Raw genomic sequence first — 18,901 nt, 5'->3', positions numbered from 1 at the left:
AACGTTCCCCCCTCACAATGTGGCACGGCCTCAGTCGGGACGGTCCTTCGGTGGCGTGGACTAGTGGGAATGATCGCAGGTTCGGGACGCCGCAGGCTCCAGCTCATCATTCAGGTTCGCCATCGCATGCCGGGGCCAAGACGCCTGATGGGTCACCTTGATCATACCGGGACATCCCGAGTCATCCTGGCCGGCAAAGCGGGCCAGCTCATCCGGTTTGTGCAGGAATACCTTGTGGCGGCCCTCCAGCGAGACAAGGCCGGCTTGCCGGAGTTTGGTCACCGCTCGGCAAACTGTTTCGATCGTGAGACCGAGGTAATCCGCCATATCGAGTCGTGTCATCGGGAGATCGAAGACGATCGGAGCCGATCGGTCCTTGGCGACCCGAAGGCCGTTCATCAGAAGAAAACTGGCGACCCGCTCCTCGGCGCTTTTTTGCCCAAGAAGAACCATCTGTTCCTGGGCTGCTCCAAGCTCGTTCGCGATCACCTGTAGAATTTCATAATGAAGATGAGGGCAATCCGCCGCGAGCGCCTGAAGCCGTCCGTGGGGAAAGCGGCGCAGTCTTACGGTCGTCACTGCCTCCGCCGTATAAAAGTACCGGTCATGAAAGGCGAGCCCGAGAACATCGCCGGGAAAGGCGAAGCCGGTGATGGCACGCCGACCATCCGGCAAGATCCTGTAGAGCCTCAAAACGCCTTCGCTGACTCTGAACGTGTCCGAGGCGACATCCCCCTCCCAAAAAATCGAATGCCCCGCGTGGCAAAACTCGGAAACCCGGGTCGCGAATACGTCTTCGAGGGATAGCCTGGCTTGGCCGATAGGTCCGGCAAAGTGGTCGATGATTGGGCTTGCGGAATAGGCCATGAGGCCGCTCCTTATTGGTGATCGAGCGGTCGCAGTTGAGGATTCAATACGCACTTCTTGATGGTCTAACCGTAACCGCGCGTGAGGATATGTAACATTTTGTAACAGGAATTCAGCGATCAACGCGCAGAGTTCGAAATACGTCTTGCAGCTCGCGAGCCAGCTCTGCCGCGGTATAGGGCTTCTTCAACCAAGCTGTGCCATCGGTAAATTCCTGCTCAAGGAGATCTGGCTCCGCATAGCCTGACGTCAGAAGGATATGGATGTGCGGATATTCCGCTCTGACCCGGCGAGCGAGTTCCGTTCCCGTCATACCGCCGGGCATGACGATATCGGTGAAAAGAAGATCGATTGACCGACCGTTTCCGAGCGCATGAAGCGCTTCTGTGGCGTCCCCGGTTTCGATGACCGAATAGCCTAGCGCCCTGAGCCGCGCGACGGTGACACGACGGACCCTTGCATCGTCCTCGACGACAAGAATTGTCTCGCCGCGCGACTGGAAGGATTGAGGTTTCGGCTTGGCGTGCTCCGTTCCGGTGGCCTGCCCGTTTTCCACAAGTGGCAGGAAGATACGGACCGTGGTGCCGTGGCTCGGCTCGCTGTAGAGCTGGATCTGGCCGCCGGATTGCTTGACGAACCCGTAAATCATGCTGAGCCCGAGACCCGTCCCCGCGCCCGCAGGCTTTGTGGAGAAGAAGGGCTCGAACGCCTTCTGTTGCACCTCTGGGGTCATCCCGATGCCCGTGTCGCACACGGTCAAGAGTATGAAACGGCCAGGCTTGGCTTCGGAGTAGATCTGCGCATAATCCGCATCGACCTCGGCCCGGGTGACATCAATCGTCAGAATGCCGCCTTGCGGCATAGCGTCCCGTGCGTTGAGCGCTAGGTTCAAGAGCGCATTCTGAAGCTGCGGCTCATCGATGAAGGCGTTGTAGTGATCGCCGCGTATGGTGGTTCTCATCTCGATCGATCCACCCAACGTCCTACGCAGCAGGCTGGTGAAATCCGATACCAACTGACCGACATCGACGAGTGTGGGATTGAGGGGTTGTCTTCGGCCGAAGGCGAGCAGGCGCTGTGTGAGCTTGGCGCCTTGCTGGGCGGCGTCCTGAGTTTCTGAGAGAAGCGCCCGATCCTTGCCCTTGAGACGCGCGGACGCCTCAAGCATCTCGAGGTTCCCCATCACGACGGTCAGGAGGTTGTTGAAATCATGAGCGATGCCACCGGTCAACTGGCCGATTGCTTCCATCTTCTGCGCTTGCCGCAGCTCCTGCTCGATTCGTTGCCGGCTCGTCATGTCTCGAATGAAGCCGGTGAAAATCCTCTGGCCGCCGACAATCGCCTCGCCGACTGCAAGCTCCATCGGGAACGTGCTTCCATTTCGGCGTTGCCCGGCGACGAGGCGTCCAATCCCGATGATGCGTGGCTCGTGCGTCATCAAGTAGCGACTGATATAGTTGTCGTGCTGCTCCCGATGGGGGGATGGCATAAGGATGCGGATATTCTCCCCAATAACTTCCTGTGCCATATAGCCGAAAAGGACTTCAGCCGATTTGCTGAAAGACTCGATCCGCCCATGCTCGTCGATCGTGACGATAGCCTCCGGCGCCGTTTCCAAAATCGAGCGTAGCCTCGCCTCCTTCTGCCGCGTAGCCTCCTCAGCCGCGCGCAGCTGCGTCACATCCAAAAGTGTGGCGATGACTCGAGGCGATCCGCTCCCGCCATTTCGCGGCTCGCCGTGGCACCTGATTCGTCTTGTCACGCCATCTGCCTGGGTAATCCGAAACTCAAGCTCGAACGGAAGATGCTGATGGAGAGATCGATCGACATACCCGGCGAGCTGAGCACGGTCCTCAGCATGGACATATCGCTCCAGAAATTCTCGCCAGGAGAGCGATGGCCCAGGATGTCGAATGCCAAGATGGCCGAGCGTCTCTGCCGAGATGACGCCGCGCATCGCGTCGTGACCAAAGAAATCGACGCGTCCAAGTCGTGCCAGTTCCTGCGCATCGCGTAAGGTCTGCTCGCTTGCCAGTACGGCGCGTCGGGCCATTTGATGCAGGAGGGCGAGGAGAGCAATCCACCAAATGGTACTGATAGCAAGTACGCGGTTGAAGATAGTAGGAACGCTGCCGTAGTGAGCGCTCAACGGAGAGATGACGTAGCCGAGTATCGCGAGCGCCGTGAGGATCGTTGCAACAAGCAAGATCGAGCGCCGATGCTCAATCCAAAAAGCCAGGAGCATGATTGGAACATACAGAAAGCCGATTGAATACTCGGCGGGGAGAGCGGCATCCAACGCGAAGACAAATGCCGCGAGCGTCAGAGAAAACAGCAAGAACCGTTCCGGCTTCAGGGCGGATTTACTAAGGCCGCGGACAATGGTCGTCGAAACGGTTTGCCACATTGCTAGCATGAGCCATTTCTCATCGTAGTCGGCTCTAGAATGCACTCCGATCCGATCGGATTGGGTCGGCGCATTGCCCATGTAGAACCGGTTCCCACTTTTTGCGGAAAATGCTCGAATCTAGAGTGCTTTTCTCGAAACGGACGCGATTGATTAAATATAGATATTCATCGAATAGAAAATTGACCAAGATCAGGGCTTGCAAACAATTTCGAACGAGGAATACGGCTATATATGTCGTGGGTATTCCAGAATGAAAGCTGATATTTATCAATAATCGCGTAAACGGCGCAGAGGATGTCTTCCCTTCGGGCGGGTCATTCGATCAACGAACTTTCGGCTGACCGCGTCGTGTTTTCACAACTGGATTGAGCAAAATCAGTTTGCCGAGGCCGGAAAAGCGTCAGATCTCATCGCTCGGCACCAGAAATGACGGACGGAAAGCCAGGCAATACGCAGAATAGGAGCAGGCCTCCATGGATGACAAGATCCTTCGCCAGTTGGTCCTCGACGAGTTGGACTATGAACCCAGTATCGATGCTGCCCATATCGGAGTTGCCGTTGAGAAGGGCGTCGTAACGCTTAGTGGCCATGTCGGGAGCTATGCAGAGAAAGTCGCTGTCGAGCATGCCGTTCAGCGGACCAAAGGCGTACGCGCCGTCGCCGAGGAAATAGAGGTTCGGTATCCCACCGACAAGAAGACCTCCGACGACGAGATTGCAAAGCGCGCTCTGAACATCCTTGCATGGGACGCCCGTGTGCCCGACGACGCTGTTCAGGTGAAGGTCCAGAAAGGGTGGATCACACTGACGGGTCACGTGGAATGGCAATATCAGAGATTGGCGGCTGAATCCGCAATCCGGAAATTGTCTGGTGTGGTGGGCGTCGCCAATATGATTGAGATCAAGCCTCGCGTGCAAGCTCCTGACGTCGAGAAAAAAATCCTGGAAGCACTCAAGCGGAGTGCTGAAATTGAGGCTGATTCTGTCAAAGTTACCGTCAAGGACGACAAGGTCGTGTTGGACGGCAAGGTTCATGATTGGTACGAGCGCGTCGTAATCGAACGCGCGGCTTGGTCCGCACCCGGCGTCAAGGCGGTTGAGGATCGACTGGTTGTCGCTTGACGTTCGCCAACGCGATCGTGGCATCGAGTGGGTCTTCTATGGGAGGCTTCCATGAAGGCGACCGAAAATAATACCGGAAAGAATGTTGATACGGCAATTAATGTCACCAACGCCGTACTGGGTGCATTGCTGTTTTCCTCGCCCTGGATTTTCGGCTTTCGCGCGGATCCGCTTGCCGCATGGAACGCCTGGTTCTGCGGCGCCCTCGCTCTCTTTATCGCGCTTTCGGCGATCTCTCGTGCATACGATTGGGAAGAATGGCTCAATTTGATAGTCGGCCTTTGGACAGCCGCTTCGCCGTGGCTTCTCGGCTTCTTTGGGGTCGTTGCTGCGATGTGGGTTCATCTCTTCGTTGGATTGGGCCTCGTTGCCTTTGCCGCGATGGAGTTGCGCAGAATCTACCTTACTTCCTAGACGGCGACTGAGATGGTGTGGGCGAACATCCGCCTGAGTTCTCATGAGGAGAGGAGATAAGGAGTAAATGGCGACGAGTCCTGTCGACAACGCGAGAAGGGCGCGGGAACGGTTGGTCGAGCGCCGCCGCGCGATCATTGAGGATGTGGCGTCAGTCGACCGCGTGTCGATCGACTATGCCATGGATCTAAAAGTGATTCAGGATGCGATCGACGTGATCGACAAGGTGATTGAGGAAGAGATGTCGGAGCGGTCCGATTTGTATGATGCACTGTCCGGTGCGGATTAGACCATCGCAGATTTTCTATGGTTTGATGGCTCTGGCAAATACTTCAGACACATCGAGGACGGTGAGGCGATCCGCTAGCGCGGACAGAAAACTCGCGGCCTGAGGGATCGTGTTCGTTAGAATAACTTTGTCGATTGTGGGTTGCTTGAGGTTATTCAACGCGGCGTTCCCACCGACACCATGAGTGGCCATGACGAAAACGCGGCTTGCCCCGTGCATGCGACACTGAGCTGCCACCCGCGCCATAGTCGACCCGGTGCTGATGAGGTCATCCATGATCACTGCAACGCGACCTGAAACATCACCCATGAAAAGGTCGCCTGAAAGATGACCGAGGCTGCGGTGCTTGTCTGAAACGGCTTTCGTAACGGGATGGCCGAGGTGCTTCTCGATGTCTTGCCGGAAGGTCTCGACGCGCTTTGCGCCTCCAATGTCCGGCGACACTATGGCTAGGGGCTTTCCGCCAGTTGTCTCGATGAGATGATCTATAAACGCCGAATTTGCATTCAAGTGCATCGTTTCGCATCGGAAAGCATTTTGGAAGGCGGCGAGATTGTGAGCCTCCATGGTGATGAGGCGGTGCGTTTTGACAGCCTCGAAAAGTTGAGCGACATAGCGCGTCGTGATTGGGTCGTATGGCTTGGTTTGGCGATCTTTGCGCGAATAGCACAAATATGGTGCCACCACGCTGACACGGGCCGCGCCTGAATCGTTCAGGGCGCCTACGAAGAAGAGCAGGCGACAGAGCCTGTCATTGGCGCTTTGTCCGCCCCCCCCATGAAGGTCGGCGATCACATGGACGTCGCTATCCCGCACATCGATGAGCGGTCTGGTCTTGTGCTCGCCATCCTCAAACTCTCGCTCCTCATGACTCTGAAGCGGAACGCCGATATGCCGAGCGACACGCTCTCCAAACTCGGTCGCTGTCTTCAGCGCGAAAATGAGCGGCTTGTCTTTTGCTGGAGCGGCATGAAGGGCATGGCCTGCGTGCGCGGTTGTCGTCCGGATGTGGCGTAGTGCCAAGCCACCAAACAAGCCGTCGACGATGCGTCCGTCGGTTGAGAGGGGCGCGACAAGCATTTCCACCCTCGCCTTATTGCCGTTCGTCCAGGCCACCATGAACTCGGCCAATACGGGTTCGGCGCGTGGTCGAACGAGATCCGCCAGCCGCCGCAACCGGACCACGCCGCGCCGCCCCGCAGCCTCCGTCAATACCTCCGCACCAGGATCGCACGGGCCGACCAGCGATTCCAGTGCGGCTCCACCGAAGATCAGGGCAAGGTCGCGGCCACCAGGGCTGAACCGGAAGACGAAGGCGTTGGCCGCATCTTCAGCAAGCTCAGGGACCGCGATGTCACGCGGTCTGGGAGCGATTGCACCACCGCGCCGGTCTTGCCAGTATGTGAGAAGTCGCGCAAGCGACCCATCCTTCGGTTGCGGCGCGAAATCCAGTCTTTCAAACAGCCGCCGAAGAGCCGGATCTGTCATTGCGAACGTCGTCATCGCCGCTCCGCCATTCATGCGCGCGCACTCCAGAACGGTAACCTCGTCCCTACCGGGAGAGCTGATCTTTCTCAATTTTAGGTAGACCTACCGCCTATGAAAGGTCATCGCGGTGACAGGAGTTGCCCGGGTGTGCGGCGTCGCGTCTCGTAAACTCTCGATAGTTGAGGAGACATGCGCCTCAGATCACGCCGACGATTTGTCGTTCGGAACGACCACGATAGAATTGAGAATTGTCTCCTCCGTTCTCACGCCTTTCACCCTGCTAAGCCCGACGCCTCTCTCTCACCTTGCCATTTCATCTGTGCCCGACAGCGTCGACGCGTTGCGTAGGTAGTGCAGAACCTCCTCATCGGAGAGTTGGTGAAAGTCGCGATAGAATTCGCCGATCCCGAAAAATGTTTGAGGGGTCGCGAGACAGACCACGTCATCCACAAGACCTCGCAGGGACATCACCGTATCCGTTGGAGCGACGGGCACAGCAAGTACGAGGTGTTTCGCGCCCCGCTTGGCAAGAGCCTTTAGGGCGGCTCGAACGGTCGTTCCGGTGGCAATGCCGTCGTCAACCACGATAACTGTGTGTCCAGCCACGGAAACCGCAGGGCGATTGGAGAGGTAGGCCTTCCGGCGACGTTCGATTTCCTTAAGCTCCTTCCGAGCCAGCGCCTCAATGGTTTCGTTGTCGAGACCAGCCCAGGACACGACTTCTTCGTTGAGCACGATATCCATACGTTCGCCATCGACAACAGCCGCCGCTGCGAGTTCAGGCTGGGCCGGCAGGCCAATCTTGCGGACAAGGAGAAGATCAAGCGGTGCTTTCAGCGCCTTCGCGATTTCGAATCCGACTGGAACGCCGCCCCGAGGAAGTGCCAGGACCACCGGGTTGGGCAGTTGCATTCGCGCAAGCTCTATTGCCAAAAGACGCCCGGCACTTGAGCGATCCTCGAATTCGTTCATTCGACAAGGTCTCCAGCCCGCTCGGCGGAGAAAATGAGATGTCTCCCACCGCGAATAGGGTTCTCATGTGAAGCTTTAATGGAGTTAGGAATAGCCTGCGCTGCGGCGGATACATTGACGAGAATCAAGGTGAGATCACCGGGATCAGCCTTTCTTGTCCGATGATTCCTCGTCCTACGGCTGACACAATTCCTTCGTCAGAACCGAAACCTGACGGTGCCGTTACGCTTGCCGACAAGGTGAATTTCCTGAGCAGGCCCTCGTCCTACCCACATATCCCGCGTGAGATTGCGACAAAGGAAACCCACATGTCGTGGGTCTTTCTTGCCGGAGACAGGGTCTACAAGCTGAAGAAGGCGGTGCGCTACCCATATCTCGATTTCTCGACGCTTTCGGCGCGGGAGTTCTATTGCAGGGAGGAGCTTCGTCTGAATGGCCGTCTTGCGTCGGGAATCTACTTGGGCGTTGTCCCGCTGGTACAGGGTAAGACAGGAAAGCTATCGTTTGCAGGAGAAGGCTCTATCGTTGATTGGGTCATCGAAATGCGACGGTTGCCGGCGGATCGCATGCTCGACGTGATGTTGAAAAGCAAACTTATCGGCCAGGACGACGTGGCGCGCCTCGCTCATGTCCTGGCGGACTTCTATCGAAAATCTCAACGCCCCGCCGCTCCACCAGATATGAGCTTCCATCGGTCGGTCGGTGAAATGATGGACAATCGGAATGCCCTTACGTGTACGAAGCATTTACTGGATCAATCCAAGATCACGACACTTCTCGACCGGGTCGATGCTGAGCTGCTAAAGGCGCGCGGGATGCTCGAAGAGCGGAGCAGATCGGGCCATATCGTCGACGGTCATGGGGATTTGCGCCCAGAGCATATTTGCATGACTGAGCCGATCGTGATCTTCGACTGCCTCGAGTTCAATCCGCGACTACGGCTGGTCGATCCATTCGACGAGTTAGTCTTTCTGGGATTGGAGTGCGCCCGTCTCGAGGCGCCGTGGTTCGGCCCCGCTCTGATAGAAAAGGTCGCACATGCGCTGTCGGAGGAAGTTCCTCATGATCTCATCCCGCTTTACACGGCGCTCCACGCGGTCTTGCGCGCGCGGCTGTCACTCGCTCATCTGCTCGATCCAACTCCGCGAGATCCAGCCAAATGGACGCCTTTGGCTCAGCAATATCTCGATCTTGCCGAGCACGCGCTAAAGTAAACGCCAGCACCATTGCGCCGAAGTAGGCGGAATATTGCGAACAACGATATCAAAGGTTAACGTATCCGTTATACCACGCTGAGAAGAGCTGTCTCGGGGCGCTCGCGGTCCTACGCCCTCGGTATGTCGACATTGGCTCGTCCTATCGGACCAGTGTCACGGAGCAATGGGCCATATGCGCGACCTTGCTCGAGACGCTGCCGAGCAATAAGGCGCGCCATTCCCCTGAGCCGCGGCTACCCAGAGCGATAAGGTCGACATGGCTTTCTTCTGCTATCGCTAAGATCATTTTTGCCGGGTCGCCATGAGCCATCGTTGTGTTGACCTTTGATGCTCCGATCTCGCGGGCGCTTTCCTCAGCCGATGACAGGAGACGCTCGCCGAAGAAATCTCGAATGATCGTTGCGGCTTCGTCATGACGAAGGAGCAGCGCCTGGGGCAGGAACTCGACATTGACGTCTTCCGCGGTCTGGGTGTGCAATTGCCGAATTCGGTCCCCGATTTCGGTCGCATACTCGGTCTCGAGCAGATGCCGATCTTGGTCTGATAGTTTCCCGTCAATGACCACATGCACGATGAGAAGCTCGGCATCATATTTCTTCGCCAGATCTGCGGCAAAGGTCAGGGCTTTCAAGGCGTGGTGTGAGCCATCTGTCGCCGTGAGAATGCGCTTCACGCTTTCCTCCACTCGTTACTGGCCACCGCTCTTCAAGGAAGGATGAATTTCATCCATGCGACCTTGAGAATTATCAAGAATACTTCGATGGCTGCACGGAGGTGCCTTCGGTCGTTGATCGCGGCGGGGGGCGTGGATGACGACATCTATGAAAGTCCATGGCTCGCACGGCTCGTTGCACCGAACGTGTTCGCGCCAAGACGTGGACACGGCTGCTGCGGCGCCCAGCCCGCGATCACGGTGTGATTGCGACCTTCAACACCCCGTCCCGCTGGTGTGAAAACAGGTCGTAGGCAGCTTCGATGTCATCGAGCTTGAATCGGTGCGTCACCATGCGCTGCAGATCGATACGGCCGGACTGGACCACGCTGAGGAGGCGCCGCATACGTTCTTTGCCGCCGGGGCATAACGTTGTCACGATGGTGTGGTCCCCAAGACCGGCGGCGAAGGCGTCGAGCGGTATTTTGAGATCGCTTGAATAGACGCCGAGACTGGATAGCGTTCCGCCTGGCCGTAAGACCCGCAAGCACGCCTCGAATGTGCCTTGCGTGCCCAAGGCCTCGATGGCCACGTCGACGCCGCGGCCATCCGTCAGGCGCATGATCTCCTCGATCGCGTCGACCTTGCTGAAATCCACGACATGGTCTGCGCCAAGCTTGCGGGCCATGTTGAGACGCTCCGGCAGGCGGTCGACGCCGATGATGGTCGAGGCGCCGCTCAACTTTGCGCCCGCCGTCGCGCACAGGCCGATCGGCCCTTGGGCGAAGATCGCGACCGTGTCGCCGATGCGAACCTTCCCACGCTCGGCGGCGGAAAATCCCGTCGACATGATATCGGGGCACATCAGCACCTGCTCATCCGTCAAGCCGTCGGGCACGGGAGCAAGATTCACCATGGCGTCCGGGACGCGAACGTATTCAGCCTGGCAGCCGTCGATCGTGTTGCCGAACCGCCAACCGCCGACAGCCTTCCAACCATGCTTGGTTCCCGCACCGTCTTGCGAATGCGCGCCGCAAAGACAGGCTGCACTGTGGCCGCTCGGCGTGATGGCGCCCGCGATGACGCGCTGACCTTCGCGGTATCCCTGAACCGCCGAACCGAGCTTCTCGATAGTTCCGACAGGCTCGTGCCCTATCGTCAGGCCACGGGCCACGGGATATTCGCCCTTCAGGATGTGGATGTCGGTGCCGCAGATCGTGGTGGTCGAGATGCGAACCAGCGCGTCGAGGGGGCCAATCTCCGGAATGGGCTTCTCATCGAGGACGATGCGGCCGGGTTCGACGAAAATGGCGGCTCTCATCTTGGACATTGTCGCTCCTGCGAAGCGAGTGATGCTTCAAGCGCGGCGATCTAGACTTCCTGGGGGCCTGAAGGCGGGACCCCGAGCGGTTCGCTGGGACCAGGGCCCTCGCCCGGGGGGGCGGGTGGAATGCCCAAGGGCTCGCCGGTTCCGGGGACCCCGACGGGAGGGGGCTCGGGATGCACGGGCTGGGGCATCGGGCTTGGCACGTCAGGTCGCGGCTCGGCGGGGGAAGGTGTGTCGGCCATGGACTCGCGTTCCTTCGTCTCTTGTACGACCTGTCGCGATGGCGCCGCCATTGCGACAACCCTTCTTGTATGACTGCATGGAGTAGTCTGACATTGACTTCGCTCAACCCGACAGAGTCATTCCAAGGCAGGTTGATCGGTCATTCGCTCGAGCTGAACGGTCGGCCAAAGCGCGCGCACATCCTCCGGCAGGGACTGACGAACCTTGTCGAGCTGGCCTGCGCTCACATGCCGTGACAACACGTTGAAGACAGCATGAATGGCTTTGACCCGGTTCACAGGCCGCTGGTTGGTCAGGCCTTCACTCACATGATTGATGAATTCATCCTGCGAACGGCCACGCTCGGGCTTCTGAATCAAGCGCCATCGATCATAGTAGAGCCCGCGTACGAGGAGCGGCAGCTGCGCGCCAAGATGGACGGCTAGCTCGGCGGGAATCCAATCCCGCACACTGTGCAGAACCGCGCCTAACGCATGCCATGCAAGCTCCCGGTCGGGGCCGATCTCGTCCATAATCTCTCCGAGCCAGATGTTGCTTGTTTGAAGCGTCTTGTCGAACACATCGAGACCGGTCGCGCTCATGAGGCACCTCAGTCCTGACCGTGAAGTCAATGAAAGAGTTCCGGCCACTCTCGACTGTAGAAGGCGGAACTCAGATCGGCAGGAACACCATCATTCTCCCGCTTCGTCCGCCTTGCGAAATGTCAACGACGTCCCGGGAGAAACGGCTGATTGCAAAACGGCATCGGTGGGACACAATGGAGTTCTCAACGTGCGACGGTTGTTCAGTGCTGCGAGGCACCTGCACGATTTCAATAATATTCTCTTCTGCCTAAGCAGCGGCGGAAATGCGCCCGACGAGTTTTATCCCGTGCCGCCTCCGACAGAGCCGAGACCTGTTCCACCCACACCATCGGACACGCCCTGCCGAGACGAGCCGCCGAGCATTCCATCATCGCTGCCCGAGCAGACGCCGGACCGCAAAGGGCCCGCCATCCATCCAACACCTCAACCCGAGGTGCCCCATCAGATCGCGAAGCGCTAGGCCGGCTGCGCCAAATTGGCGAGGAGGCGGAAAGCGCCGGGAACGAGCTTGTCGAGCTGGTGGTGCAGTACGAGGCTGACGTGCGTGTGCCGTCCGTCACCGATCTTGCCCGAGATCAGTCCTCCCAGCAGGGGTTTCTCGCCGTGGTCGCTCATCGCGGTGAGTGGTGTATAGGCTTGATCCCATGAGGAGGCGAAATAGAGACCCCGCTCCTTGTCCCAATCGGCCCAATCCGTCGCCTCGATGCGGTTGGGGCCGGCAAGAAGCGGATGGTTGGGCTCGAGGATCTCGACGGGTGCGTTCGGATTGGTCACGCGCCACCGGAGAGATGGGGAGCCAATCGTGATAGGACGCGGGGGCGTCCTGGCTGGGTCCCAGCCATCGGTGGGGCGATGATAAAGCGTGACGAGATGGCCACCCGCTTCCACAAAGCGATGAAGGCGCGTGGTTGCGGCGGCAAGATCTGGGCGCGTTCCAAAGGCAAAGATGCCGATCACGATCGTCGTGAAGCGGGACAGGTCGGCCTGAAGTGCATCCCGGTCCAGATCGGTGACATCGAAACCGAGTCTCGACAGCCAGATTCCAACTCTGTCATTGCCGCCGCCGACATAGCCGATGCGCGCAGCGGGCGGGCGTGCGAGATCGAGCGCGAGAACGTTCAGAACCTCCCGACCGATATGAGCGGTGCGCCCGATATGAGGGTAGGAAATCGCTGTCGATCGAAAGGCAGGGCTGCCGTGCACCATGACCTCGAGCCGATGCAAGCCGGGCTCGAGATGTTGGGGGGGCGAAATGCGTACGCCTGCCGCTTCGCTCTTCGCGGTCCAGCCGGACGGGGCAACGAAGCTGGTCTCGCCATCCCCCCCCTCAAGGCGGCCTTCGACGACAATGGGGCGACGCGTATCGGATAGACCGACGATCACGGCTTCAGGATCGAGAATGAGAGAATGCGCAGGAGCGATGCGCAATGGCTCCTCCAGATCGACGATGGAACGAACCTTGCGCCCCCCGATGTTTGCCTCGATCGCCACAGCTACTTCGCCGTTGCCGCCGAACACGCGGTAGTGCGACGGATAAAGATTGGTGAGGGGCGCGTTGGTGGCAAGGGTCAGATCGAAGCGGATTTCACCGGTTTGGGCGCTGCGCGAGCTTGAAATCTGCGATGGCAGGATGGGCGCGGCAGATGCTTGTCCGTCAGGTGAAGACAGCGCCACATGGAGCGCCGTCGTCGCCCCTGGTGCCACGACCGGTTGCTCGACCCAGGCGCGCACGGCGACGCCACTCGCTTCAAGAATGACGGCATCGAGCTCCTGAAGCTTGCGCGTCAAGCGATGGCCGATGGAATCGCTCACCGAGCCCGTGCAGGCTGCAAGCGCGCTTTCAATCGCAGCGGACGCCGTCGAAGCGGCCTCGACAATGCGCTGTCGATGAGGGAAGGCCGCCATCGCCTGCTCGATAGCGTTCTGCGCCGCGACGAGATGCGATGCAGCCTCGGGCGAAACGTTGGCGCTTTTGGCGAGCGCTCCGATTGTGGCGGGGAGGTTTTCGCGAATGTCCGTTTCAGAGGCGTGGCTATCGGTCAGATGCAACGGCCAGGATTGCGGCGGGTTCTCCTTCCAAACGCCCATCCCCTGCGTGAGGTGGCGGGCCCGCGACCATTCCCCGATCCGCGCGAAGGGAACGCCTGTTGCCGTGTCGGAGCCTGGAGCCTGGACCACGAGAGTCGCGCTGGGAGGCGGCAGCTCGTCATCGTAGGTGCCCCCACCACCCGACCAGGCGGGCAAATAGAACTTGGACACGCGCCAGGGCTTCAATCCTTCCGCCATATGATGCGGATAGGCACTCGGGTCGGCCGCGCGCTCAATCGCGACTTTCGCTGCCCGCGTCATGGCCCGGTGGTGGCCGTGCTGGCCCGGCACGTCAAGGAAGGTGGGGATGACGATGTCGGGCCGCTCTTCCCGATAGGCGCGCGCGATGCGCTCGATGATGCGTTCTTCGCCCCAGCGGGCGAGCGTATCGTCGCCATTCTTGGAAAACCCGAAGTCATGGACCGGATCATCGGGGCCGTGGCCGACCCAGACCACATCGGCATCAATCACGCGTGCGGCAGCTTCCATTTCCCGCGTTCTGACGATTCCAAGCGCTGGCCCACGTTCGCGGCCAATGGCATTCTGCCCTCCTTCGCCACGCGTCGAGCAAAGGACGACAACGCGCATGCCATAGCCGAAACGAAGGGCTGCGAGCATCCCATTATGCTCGTCGTCTGGATGCGCACCCGTGTTCATGACGGTCAGAACGGAGGTCAGCCGTTCCAGTTTTCGATGCAGGCGCACGAGAGCGGGATCTGCCATTTCGCTCGCGATACGTTCATGATCCCGCAACATCGTCGTGTCCTTTGCAAGTCGGATTTAAGGGGCGGTCTCGATGGCCGTATCGAGCCGGGGTGTCATCGTTTCAAGAAGCGGCAATGCCGCCGCGCCGAGGGCAGCCGTCAGGCGGCCCGTCGCGCCGCGCATGACACGCGGAACAGCGCGTTGACGGCGACTCGCAACGGATAGCGGCAGCGGATTGAGCGCGGCGATAAGGTCATCGAGAAGGGCGTCAGGCAGAGCACCGCCGAACACAATGCTCTCGGGGTCGAAGAGATTCTCGAGCATGCCGACGACCGGCGAGAGATACGTCGCGGCCTCAACGATCCATTCGCTTACGACGGGATGTCCCGTCGCATGAAGTTTTTCGAGATCATCAGGTTCGTCGCAGACGATGCCGTTCGCAGACAGACGCTCCTTCAACGCATGCAACGAGGCGTAACATTCCAGGCAGCCCCGATTGCCGCAGGCGCAAGGCCTGCCGCCAGGCGCGACGATGACATGACCGATCTCGCCGGCATTGCCGAACGCGCCTCGCATGGGGCGCCCATCGGTGACAATTCCAAGGCCAAGGCCAGCTCCGAAATAGAGGAGACAAAAATTCTTCCAGGCTCTGGCGACGCCGTGCAAACGCTCGCCGACGGCGGCGGCGGTCGCGTCGTTTTCGACCAGAGTAATCTTTCCGGTCGCTGCATTCAGTACCCCGGCGGCATTCTTGCCCGACCAGCCGGGAAGGGTGGTCGGACCGACCGAGCTCATGCCCTCGATCTCGAACGGACCCGGCATCACGACGCCGATACCGAGGAGCCTGTCCGACGATCCGGGGATTGCTTTGCAGACCGTGTCGATTTCCGCCGTGAGCAGGGGCGTGATGCGCTCAGGCGCAGTATCGCCAAGGGGGATGGTCCGATGGTCGCGGATGCGACCTGTCAGGTCGACCAGCACGGTGGCCATGTGATCGGGGGCGATCTCGATGCCGACCGTCATGCCGCCATCAGGATTGACCATGACCTGGACCGGCGGGAGACCGCGGCCCGAGCGCAGCCGCCCGCATTCGAGCAGGAGACCTTCCTCGATGAGTTCGCCGACAATGTTGGAAACGGCCTGCGAACTGAGATGCGCGAGCCGGGCGATCGCCGTTCGCCCCAGGGGGCCGTGCAGGCGCACCGCGTCCAGTACGACCCGCCGGTTATGCGTGCGGTTGCGTTCCGGGTTGTTGCCAATTGCAACTTTTGATGGCGGCAGGGACTTCTGACGGGGCATCGCGAGCTCGTATCCGGCAAGACGATGGCGGCACTCGACGAATAACTCAAGTGAATTATTTTATTGACAGCAGCCCATCGAGCAAGCGAGCCTATTGGAATGGGCAGGATGGATCGCGCTCTGCCTTGGGAACAATCACCACGCCGACACGAAACTCGGGTGGATCATGTGGAGGGTCTCGCATGCGTTTTAAAAAGATGATCGCCGGTCTCGCGTTCGGCGTCAGCGTTCTCGCGGCAAACGCCGCGAGCGCGGTCGAGATCGAATACTGGCAATATGTGTTCGAATCCCGCGTGAAGGCGATGGATCAGCTGATCCAGAAATTCCAAGCGGCCAATCCCGGCATCACGGTGAAGCACACGACCTTCCCCTATGCGGAATACCAGACCAAGGTCGCTGCCTCCGTGACGGCGGGTCAGGGACCGGACGTGGTTCAGCTCTTCTACGGGTGGGTCGATGGCTTCCTCGCGGGCAAGCTCATTCAGCCGCTGCCGAAGGATGCCTTCCCGCATGACAAGATCGAGGCGGAATTCTTCCCGATCGTCAGCGCGATGAAGCGCAATGGCGAGTATTACGGCCTGCCGACAGCGGTTCGCTCGTTGGCGCTTTTCTATAACAAGAAAGCGTTCCAAGCCGCCGGCCTTGACCCGAACAAGCCGCCGCAGACGCTTGAAGAGTTCGTCGCCGCCGCTGAGAAGACCGTGAAACGCGACAGCGCCGGCAACATCACCTCGGCTGGCGTCACCCTCGATATGGCAGGACAAGATCACCAATGGTGGCGTGAAGTCCTCGTCCGTCAGAATGGCGGCGTGCCCTACACCGACAATGACCGCAAGGTCGCCTATGACAGCGAAGCCGGCCTGAAGGCACTGCAATTCTACGTCGACCTCCAAACAAAGCAGAAGGTCGGCCTTGCCGGCTTCATGGATGAAGGGCAGGCGGCGTTCAAGGCGGGCCTCGCCGCCATGACCATCGACGGCACGTTCCGTCTCGGTGCATTCTCGTCCATCAAGGCTTTCGAGTGGGGTGTGACTGAATTACCGGCGGATGCGAAGGGCATGCGCAGCAACTACGCGAGCTATTTCGCCAATGCGATCAGCAGCAAGGTGCAGGGTGAGAAGCTCGAGGCCTCGAAGAAGTTCTTGGCCTATATCAGCTCGCCCGAAGCAATGGACATTTGGCTGAAGGCGGTCGGCGAGTTGCCTGCACGTCGCTCGGCTGCAATGACCCAGGAAAACCTGTCGAACCCGATCTATGGTCCGTTCTTGAAGGGGCTGGAATACGCGCATACCACGATGTTCGTGGATGAGGCGGCCCAGCGCCAGACCGCGATCGACATGGTGAACCGCGTTCTGATCCAGAAGCAGGATCCGAAGGCTTCGTTGGCTGAAGCGGCGAAGACCGAGCAGGCCATCATCGACCGGGCGGCGAAGTAAGACCATGACTGCGACGGCATTGCCTGTGAAATCCGGCCGCGTATTGGACAGGCTCAGCCTGCGCCAAAAGCGCGTCCTCTGGGCCTGGACATTCCTGGCGGTGCCGATCGTGTTCTACGGCGCGATCCGCTTCTGGCCGACGCTCGAAGCCTTCGCGCTGTCCTTCACCAACTGGAACCTCTTGAGGCCGGCGGCTTTCGTCGGCCTCGAGAACTACAAGCGGTTGCTCGTTGATCCGCTGTTCTGGCAGGTGTTCCGTAACACCTTCCTCTATCTGATCATCGGCACGCCGGTGAGCCTCGTGATCTCCTTCGTGATCGCCTATTACCTCGACCGCGTGCGTTTCATGCACGGGTTCATTCGCGCCCTCTATTTCATCCCGTTCCTCACGACGGCAGTCGCGATGGCCTGGGTGTGGCGCTGGTTCTATCAGCCGGTTCCGATTGGTGTGTTCAATGCTGCCCTGACCTGGTTCGGCATTCCGCAGCAACCGTTCTTACGCTCGACGACCCAGGCGCTTCCCGCAATCCTGGCTCCTGCCGTTTGGGCCGGCCTCGGCTTCCAGGTCATCATCTTCATCGCCGGCCTCAGAGCGATCCCCACCTCGTATTACGAGGCCGCGCGTATCGACGGCGTGTCGGAATTCACGATCCTTCGTCGGATCACCTTGCCGCTTCTGAAGCCCACCATCGTATTCCTGGTCGTGTTCTCGTCCATCGGATTTCTGCGCATCTTCGACCAAGTCTACAACATGAACTTCAATGATCCCGGCGGGCCCCTCAACACGACGAAACCGATCGTGCTGATGATCTATCAGACGGCGTTCAAGTCGCTCGACATGGGCTACGCCGCCGCGCAGACGGTCGTTCTCTTCATGATCCTGCTCGCCGTCTCGCTCATTCAGCTTCGTATCCTGAAGGATCGTTGACGATGACCACCACCGCTGCTGCTCTTGAAGCCCGGCTGTCGCGCCGGTCCATCCGCCCTGGTCGCATCATTGCCTGGACGCTGCTCTTCCTCGGCGGCGTAGTGATGATGACACCGATCCTTTTCATGCTCTCGACGTCGCTGAAGGATGCGTCGCAGGTTTACGACCTGCGTCTGATTCCGGAATCTCCCTCGTTCGACAACTACATCGCAGTGCTTTCCGACGGGCGCTTTCTCCGTTGGTTCCTCAACTCGCTGCTTGTTGCGGTCTGCGTGACGGTCTCGAACGTGTTCTTTGACTCGCTTGTCGGCTACACGCTTGCGAAGTACCAGTTCCGGGGGCGCTATTTCATCTTCATCGCAATCCTTTCGACGTTGATGATCCCGACCGAAATGCTGGTCATTCCGTGGTATCTCATGGCGAGCAACCTCGGGTGGATCGATACGTACTGGGGCATCATGTTTCCCGGCATGATGACCGCCTTCGGAACGTTCCTGATGAAGCAGTTCTTCGAAACCGTGCCGGACGAGTTCCTCGAGGCTGGCCGTGTCGACGGATTGAACGAGTTCACGATCTGGTGGCGTGTGGCGATGCCGCTCGTGACGCCGGCTCTCTCCGCACTCGCGATCTTTACGTTCCTCGGCAACTGGACGGCCTTCTTCTGGCCGTTGATCGTCACCAATAGCCGCGATCTCTACACCCTGCCTGTCGGGCTCTCGAGCTTTGCTGTCGAGCAGGCAATCCAGTGGGAAATGATCATGACGGGCGCCAGCCTTGCGACGATCCCGACCCTGGCCGTTTTCCTTCTCCTCCAGCGCTACATCGTTCGTGGCGTCATGCTCGCGGGCCTGAAGGGGTGAC

Annotated in this window: 16 protein-coding genes; 7 read left to right on the top strand and 9 right to left on the bottom strand. The window is 59.4% G+C overall.

Going from position 1 to position 18,901, the window contains the following annotated elements:
* Positions 1 to 60 precede the first annotated feature (60 nt).
* Positions 61 to 867, bottom strand: coding sequence for a helix-turn-helix domain-containing protein (locus I2H38_RS04610; RefSeq protein WP_196270662.1), 807 nt, complete (start codon positions 865 to 867; stop codon positions 61 to 63).
* Positions 868 to 979: 112 nt separating this feature from the next.
* Entirely contained in the window at positions 980 to 3,283 is a 2,304-nt protein-coding gene (locus tag I2H38_RS04605) for a hybrid sensor histidine kinase/response regulator (RefSeq protein ID WP_229426556.1), read from the bottom strand.
* 467 nt (positions 3,284 to 3,750) lie between these two features.
* Here I2H38_RS04605 and I2H38_RS04600 point away from each other — a divergent pair, with 467 nt between their 5' ends.
* The 3 genes from I2H38_RS04600 (at position 3,751) to I2H38_RS04590 (ending at position 5,101) form a co-directional block, all read left to right on the top strand.
* Positions 3,751 to 4,398, top strand: coding sequence for a BON domain-containing protein (locus I2H38_RS04600; RefSeq protein ID WP_196270661.1), 648 nt, complete (start codon positions 3,751 to 3,753; stop codon positions 4,396 to 4,398).
* A 51-nt stretch (positions 4,399 to 4,449) separates the two neighbouring features.
* Complete coding sequence (locus I2H38_RS04595; RefSeq protein ID WP_196270660.1) at positions 4,450 to 4,812, top strand: SPW repeat protein; 363 nt, start codon at positions 4,450 to 4,452, stop codon at positions 4,810 to 4,812.
* A 67-nt stretch (positions 4,813 to 4,879) separates the two neighbouring features.
* A complete protein-coding gene (locus I2H38_RS04590; RefSeq protein WP_196270659.1) occupies positions 4,880 to 5,101 on the top strand; it encodes a hypothetical protein in 222 nt (73 codons plus the stop codon).
* A 15-nt stretch (positions 5,102 to 5,116) separates the two neighbouring features.
* Here the strand turns inward: I2H38_RS04590 and prs are convergent, their stop codons facing one another.
* On the bottom strand, positions 5,117 to 6,589 hold the full coding sequence (prs, locus tag I2H38_RS04585; RefSeq protein ID WP_229426588.1) for a ribose-phosphate diphosphokinase: 1,473 nt from the start codon (positions 6,587 to 6,589) through the stop codon (positions 5,117 to 5,119).
* Between the two features lie 300 nt (positions 6,590 to 6,889).
* Positions 6,890 to 7,501: a phosphoribosyltransferase gene (locus I2H38_RS04580; RefSeq protein WP_229426555.1), complete on the bottom strand. Its 612-nt coding sequence runs from the start codon at positions 7,499 to 7,501 to the stop codon at positions 6,890 to 6,892.
* A 368-nt stretch (positions 7,502 to 7,869) separates the two neighbouring features.
* Here I2H38_RS04580 and I2H38_RS04575 point away from each other — a divergent pair, with 368 nt between their 5' ends.
* Positions 7,870 to 8,775: a hypothetical protein gene (locus tag I2H38_RS04575; RefSeq protein WP_196270656.1), complete on the top strand. Its 906-nt coding sequence runs from the start codon at positions 7,870 to 7,872 to the stop codon at positions 8,773 to 8,775.
* Between the two features lie 142 nt (positions 8,776 to 8,917).
* Here the strand turns inward: I2H38_RS04575 and I2H38_RS04570 are convergent, their stop codons facing one another.
* The 5 genes from I2H38_RS04570 to I2H38_RS04550 form a co-directional block, all read right to left on the bottom strand.
* Positions 8,918 to 9,451: a universal stress protein gene (locus I2H38_RS04570; protein ID WP_324617346.1), complete on the bottom strand. Its 534-nt coding sequence runs from the start codon at positions 9,449 to 9,451 to the stop codon at positions 8,918 to 8,920.
* A gap of 235 nt (positions 9,452 to 9,686) precedes the next feature.
* Positions 9,687 to 10,760: an NAD(P)-dependent alcohol dehydrogenase gene (locus tag I2H38_RS04565; RefSeq protein WP_196270654.1), complete on the bottom strand. Its 1,074-nt coding sequence runs from the start codon at positions 10,758 to 10,760 to the stop codon at positions 9,687 to 9,689.
* 356 nt (positions 10,761 to 11,116) lie between these two features.
* Positions 11,117 to 11,581, bottom strand: a complete 465-nt coding sequence (locus tag I2H38_RS04560) for a DUF2267 domain-containing protein (RefSeq protein WP_196270653.1) — start codon at positions 11,579 to 11,581, stop codon at positions 11,117 to 11,119.
* A 459-nt stretch (positions 11,582 to 12,040) separates the two neighbouring features.
* Positions 12,041 to 14,428 carry a PIG-L family deacetylase gene (locus I2H38_RS04555; protein WP_196270652.1) on the bottom strand — a complete coding sequence of 796 codons (2,388 nt, stop codon included), beginning with the start codon at positions 14,426 to 14,428 and terminating at the stop codon, positions 12,041 to 12,043.
* 24 nt (positions 14,429 to 14,452) lie between these two features.
* A complete protein-coding gene (locus I2H38_RS04550; RefSeq protein WP_196270651.1) occupies positions 14,453 to 15,676 on the bottom strand; it encodes an ROK family protein in 1,224 nt (407 codons plus the stop codon).
* 182 nt (positions 15,677 to 15,858) lie between these two features.
* On the opposite strand from I2H38_RS04550, the gene I2H38_RS04545 reads away from it, so the two are divergent.
* From I2H38_RS04545 to I2H38_RS04535, 3 genes are read left to right on the top strand one after another with little or no spacing between them, the layout of a single operon-like run.
* Entirely contained in the window at positions 15,859 to 17,112 is a 1,254-nt protein-coding gene (locus I2H38_RS04545) for an extracellular solute-binding protein (RefSeq protein ID WP_196270650.1), read from the top strand.
* A gap of 4 nt (positions 17,113 to 17,116) precedes the next feature.
* Positions 17,117 to 18,040 carry a carbohydrate ABC transporter permease gene (locus tag I2H38_RS04540; RefSeq protein ID WP_196270649.1) on the top strand — a complete coding sequence of 308 codons (924 nt, stop codon included), beginning with the start codon at positions 17,117 to 17,119 and terminating at the stop codon, positions 18,038 to 18,040.
* Between the two features lie 2 nt (positions 18,041 to 18,042).
* Positions 18,043 to 18,900 (top strand): carbohydrate ABC transporter permease, encoded by an 858-nt coding sequence (locus I2H38_RS04535; protein WP_196270648.1) that lies wholly within the window; start codon positions 18,043 to 18,045, stop codon positions 18,898 to 18,900.
* The last annotated feature ends 1 nt before the right edge of the window (position 18,901 follow it).

It is taken from the genome of Microvirga alba, assembly GCF_015694465.1.
Taxonomy (GTDB): domain Bacteria; phylum Pseudomonadota; class Alphaproteobacteria; order Rhizobiales; family Beijerinckiaceae; genus Microvirga; species Microvirga alba.
This window is presented reverse-complemented; position numbering and strand designations above follow the sequence as displayed.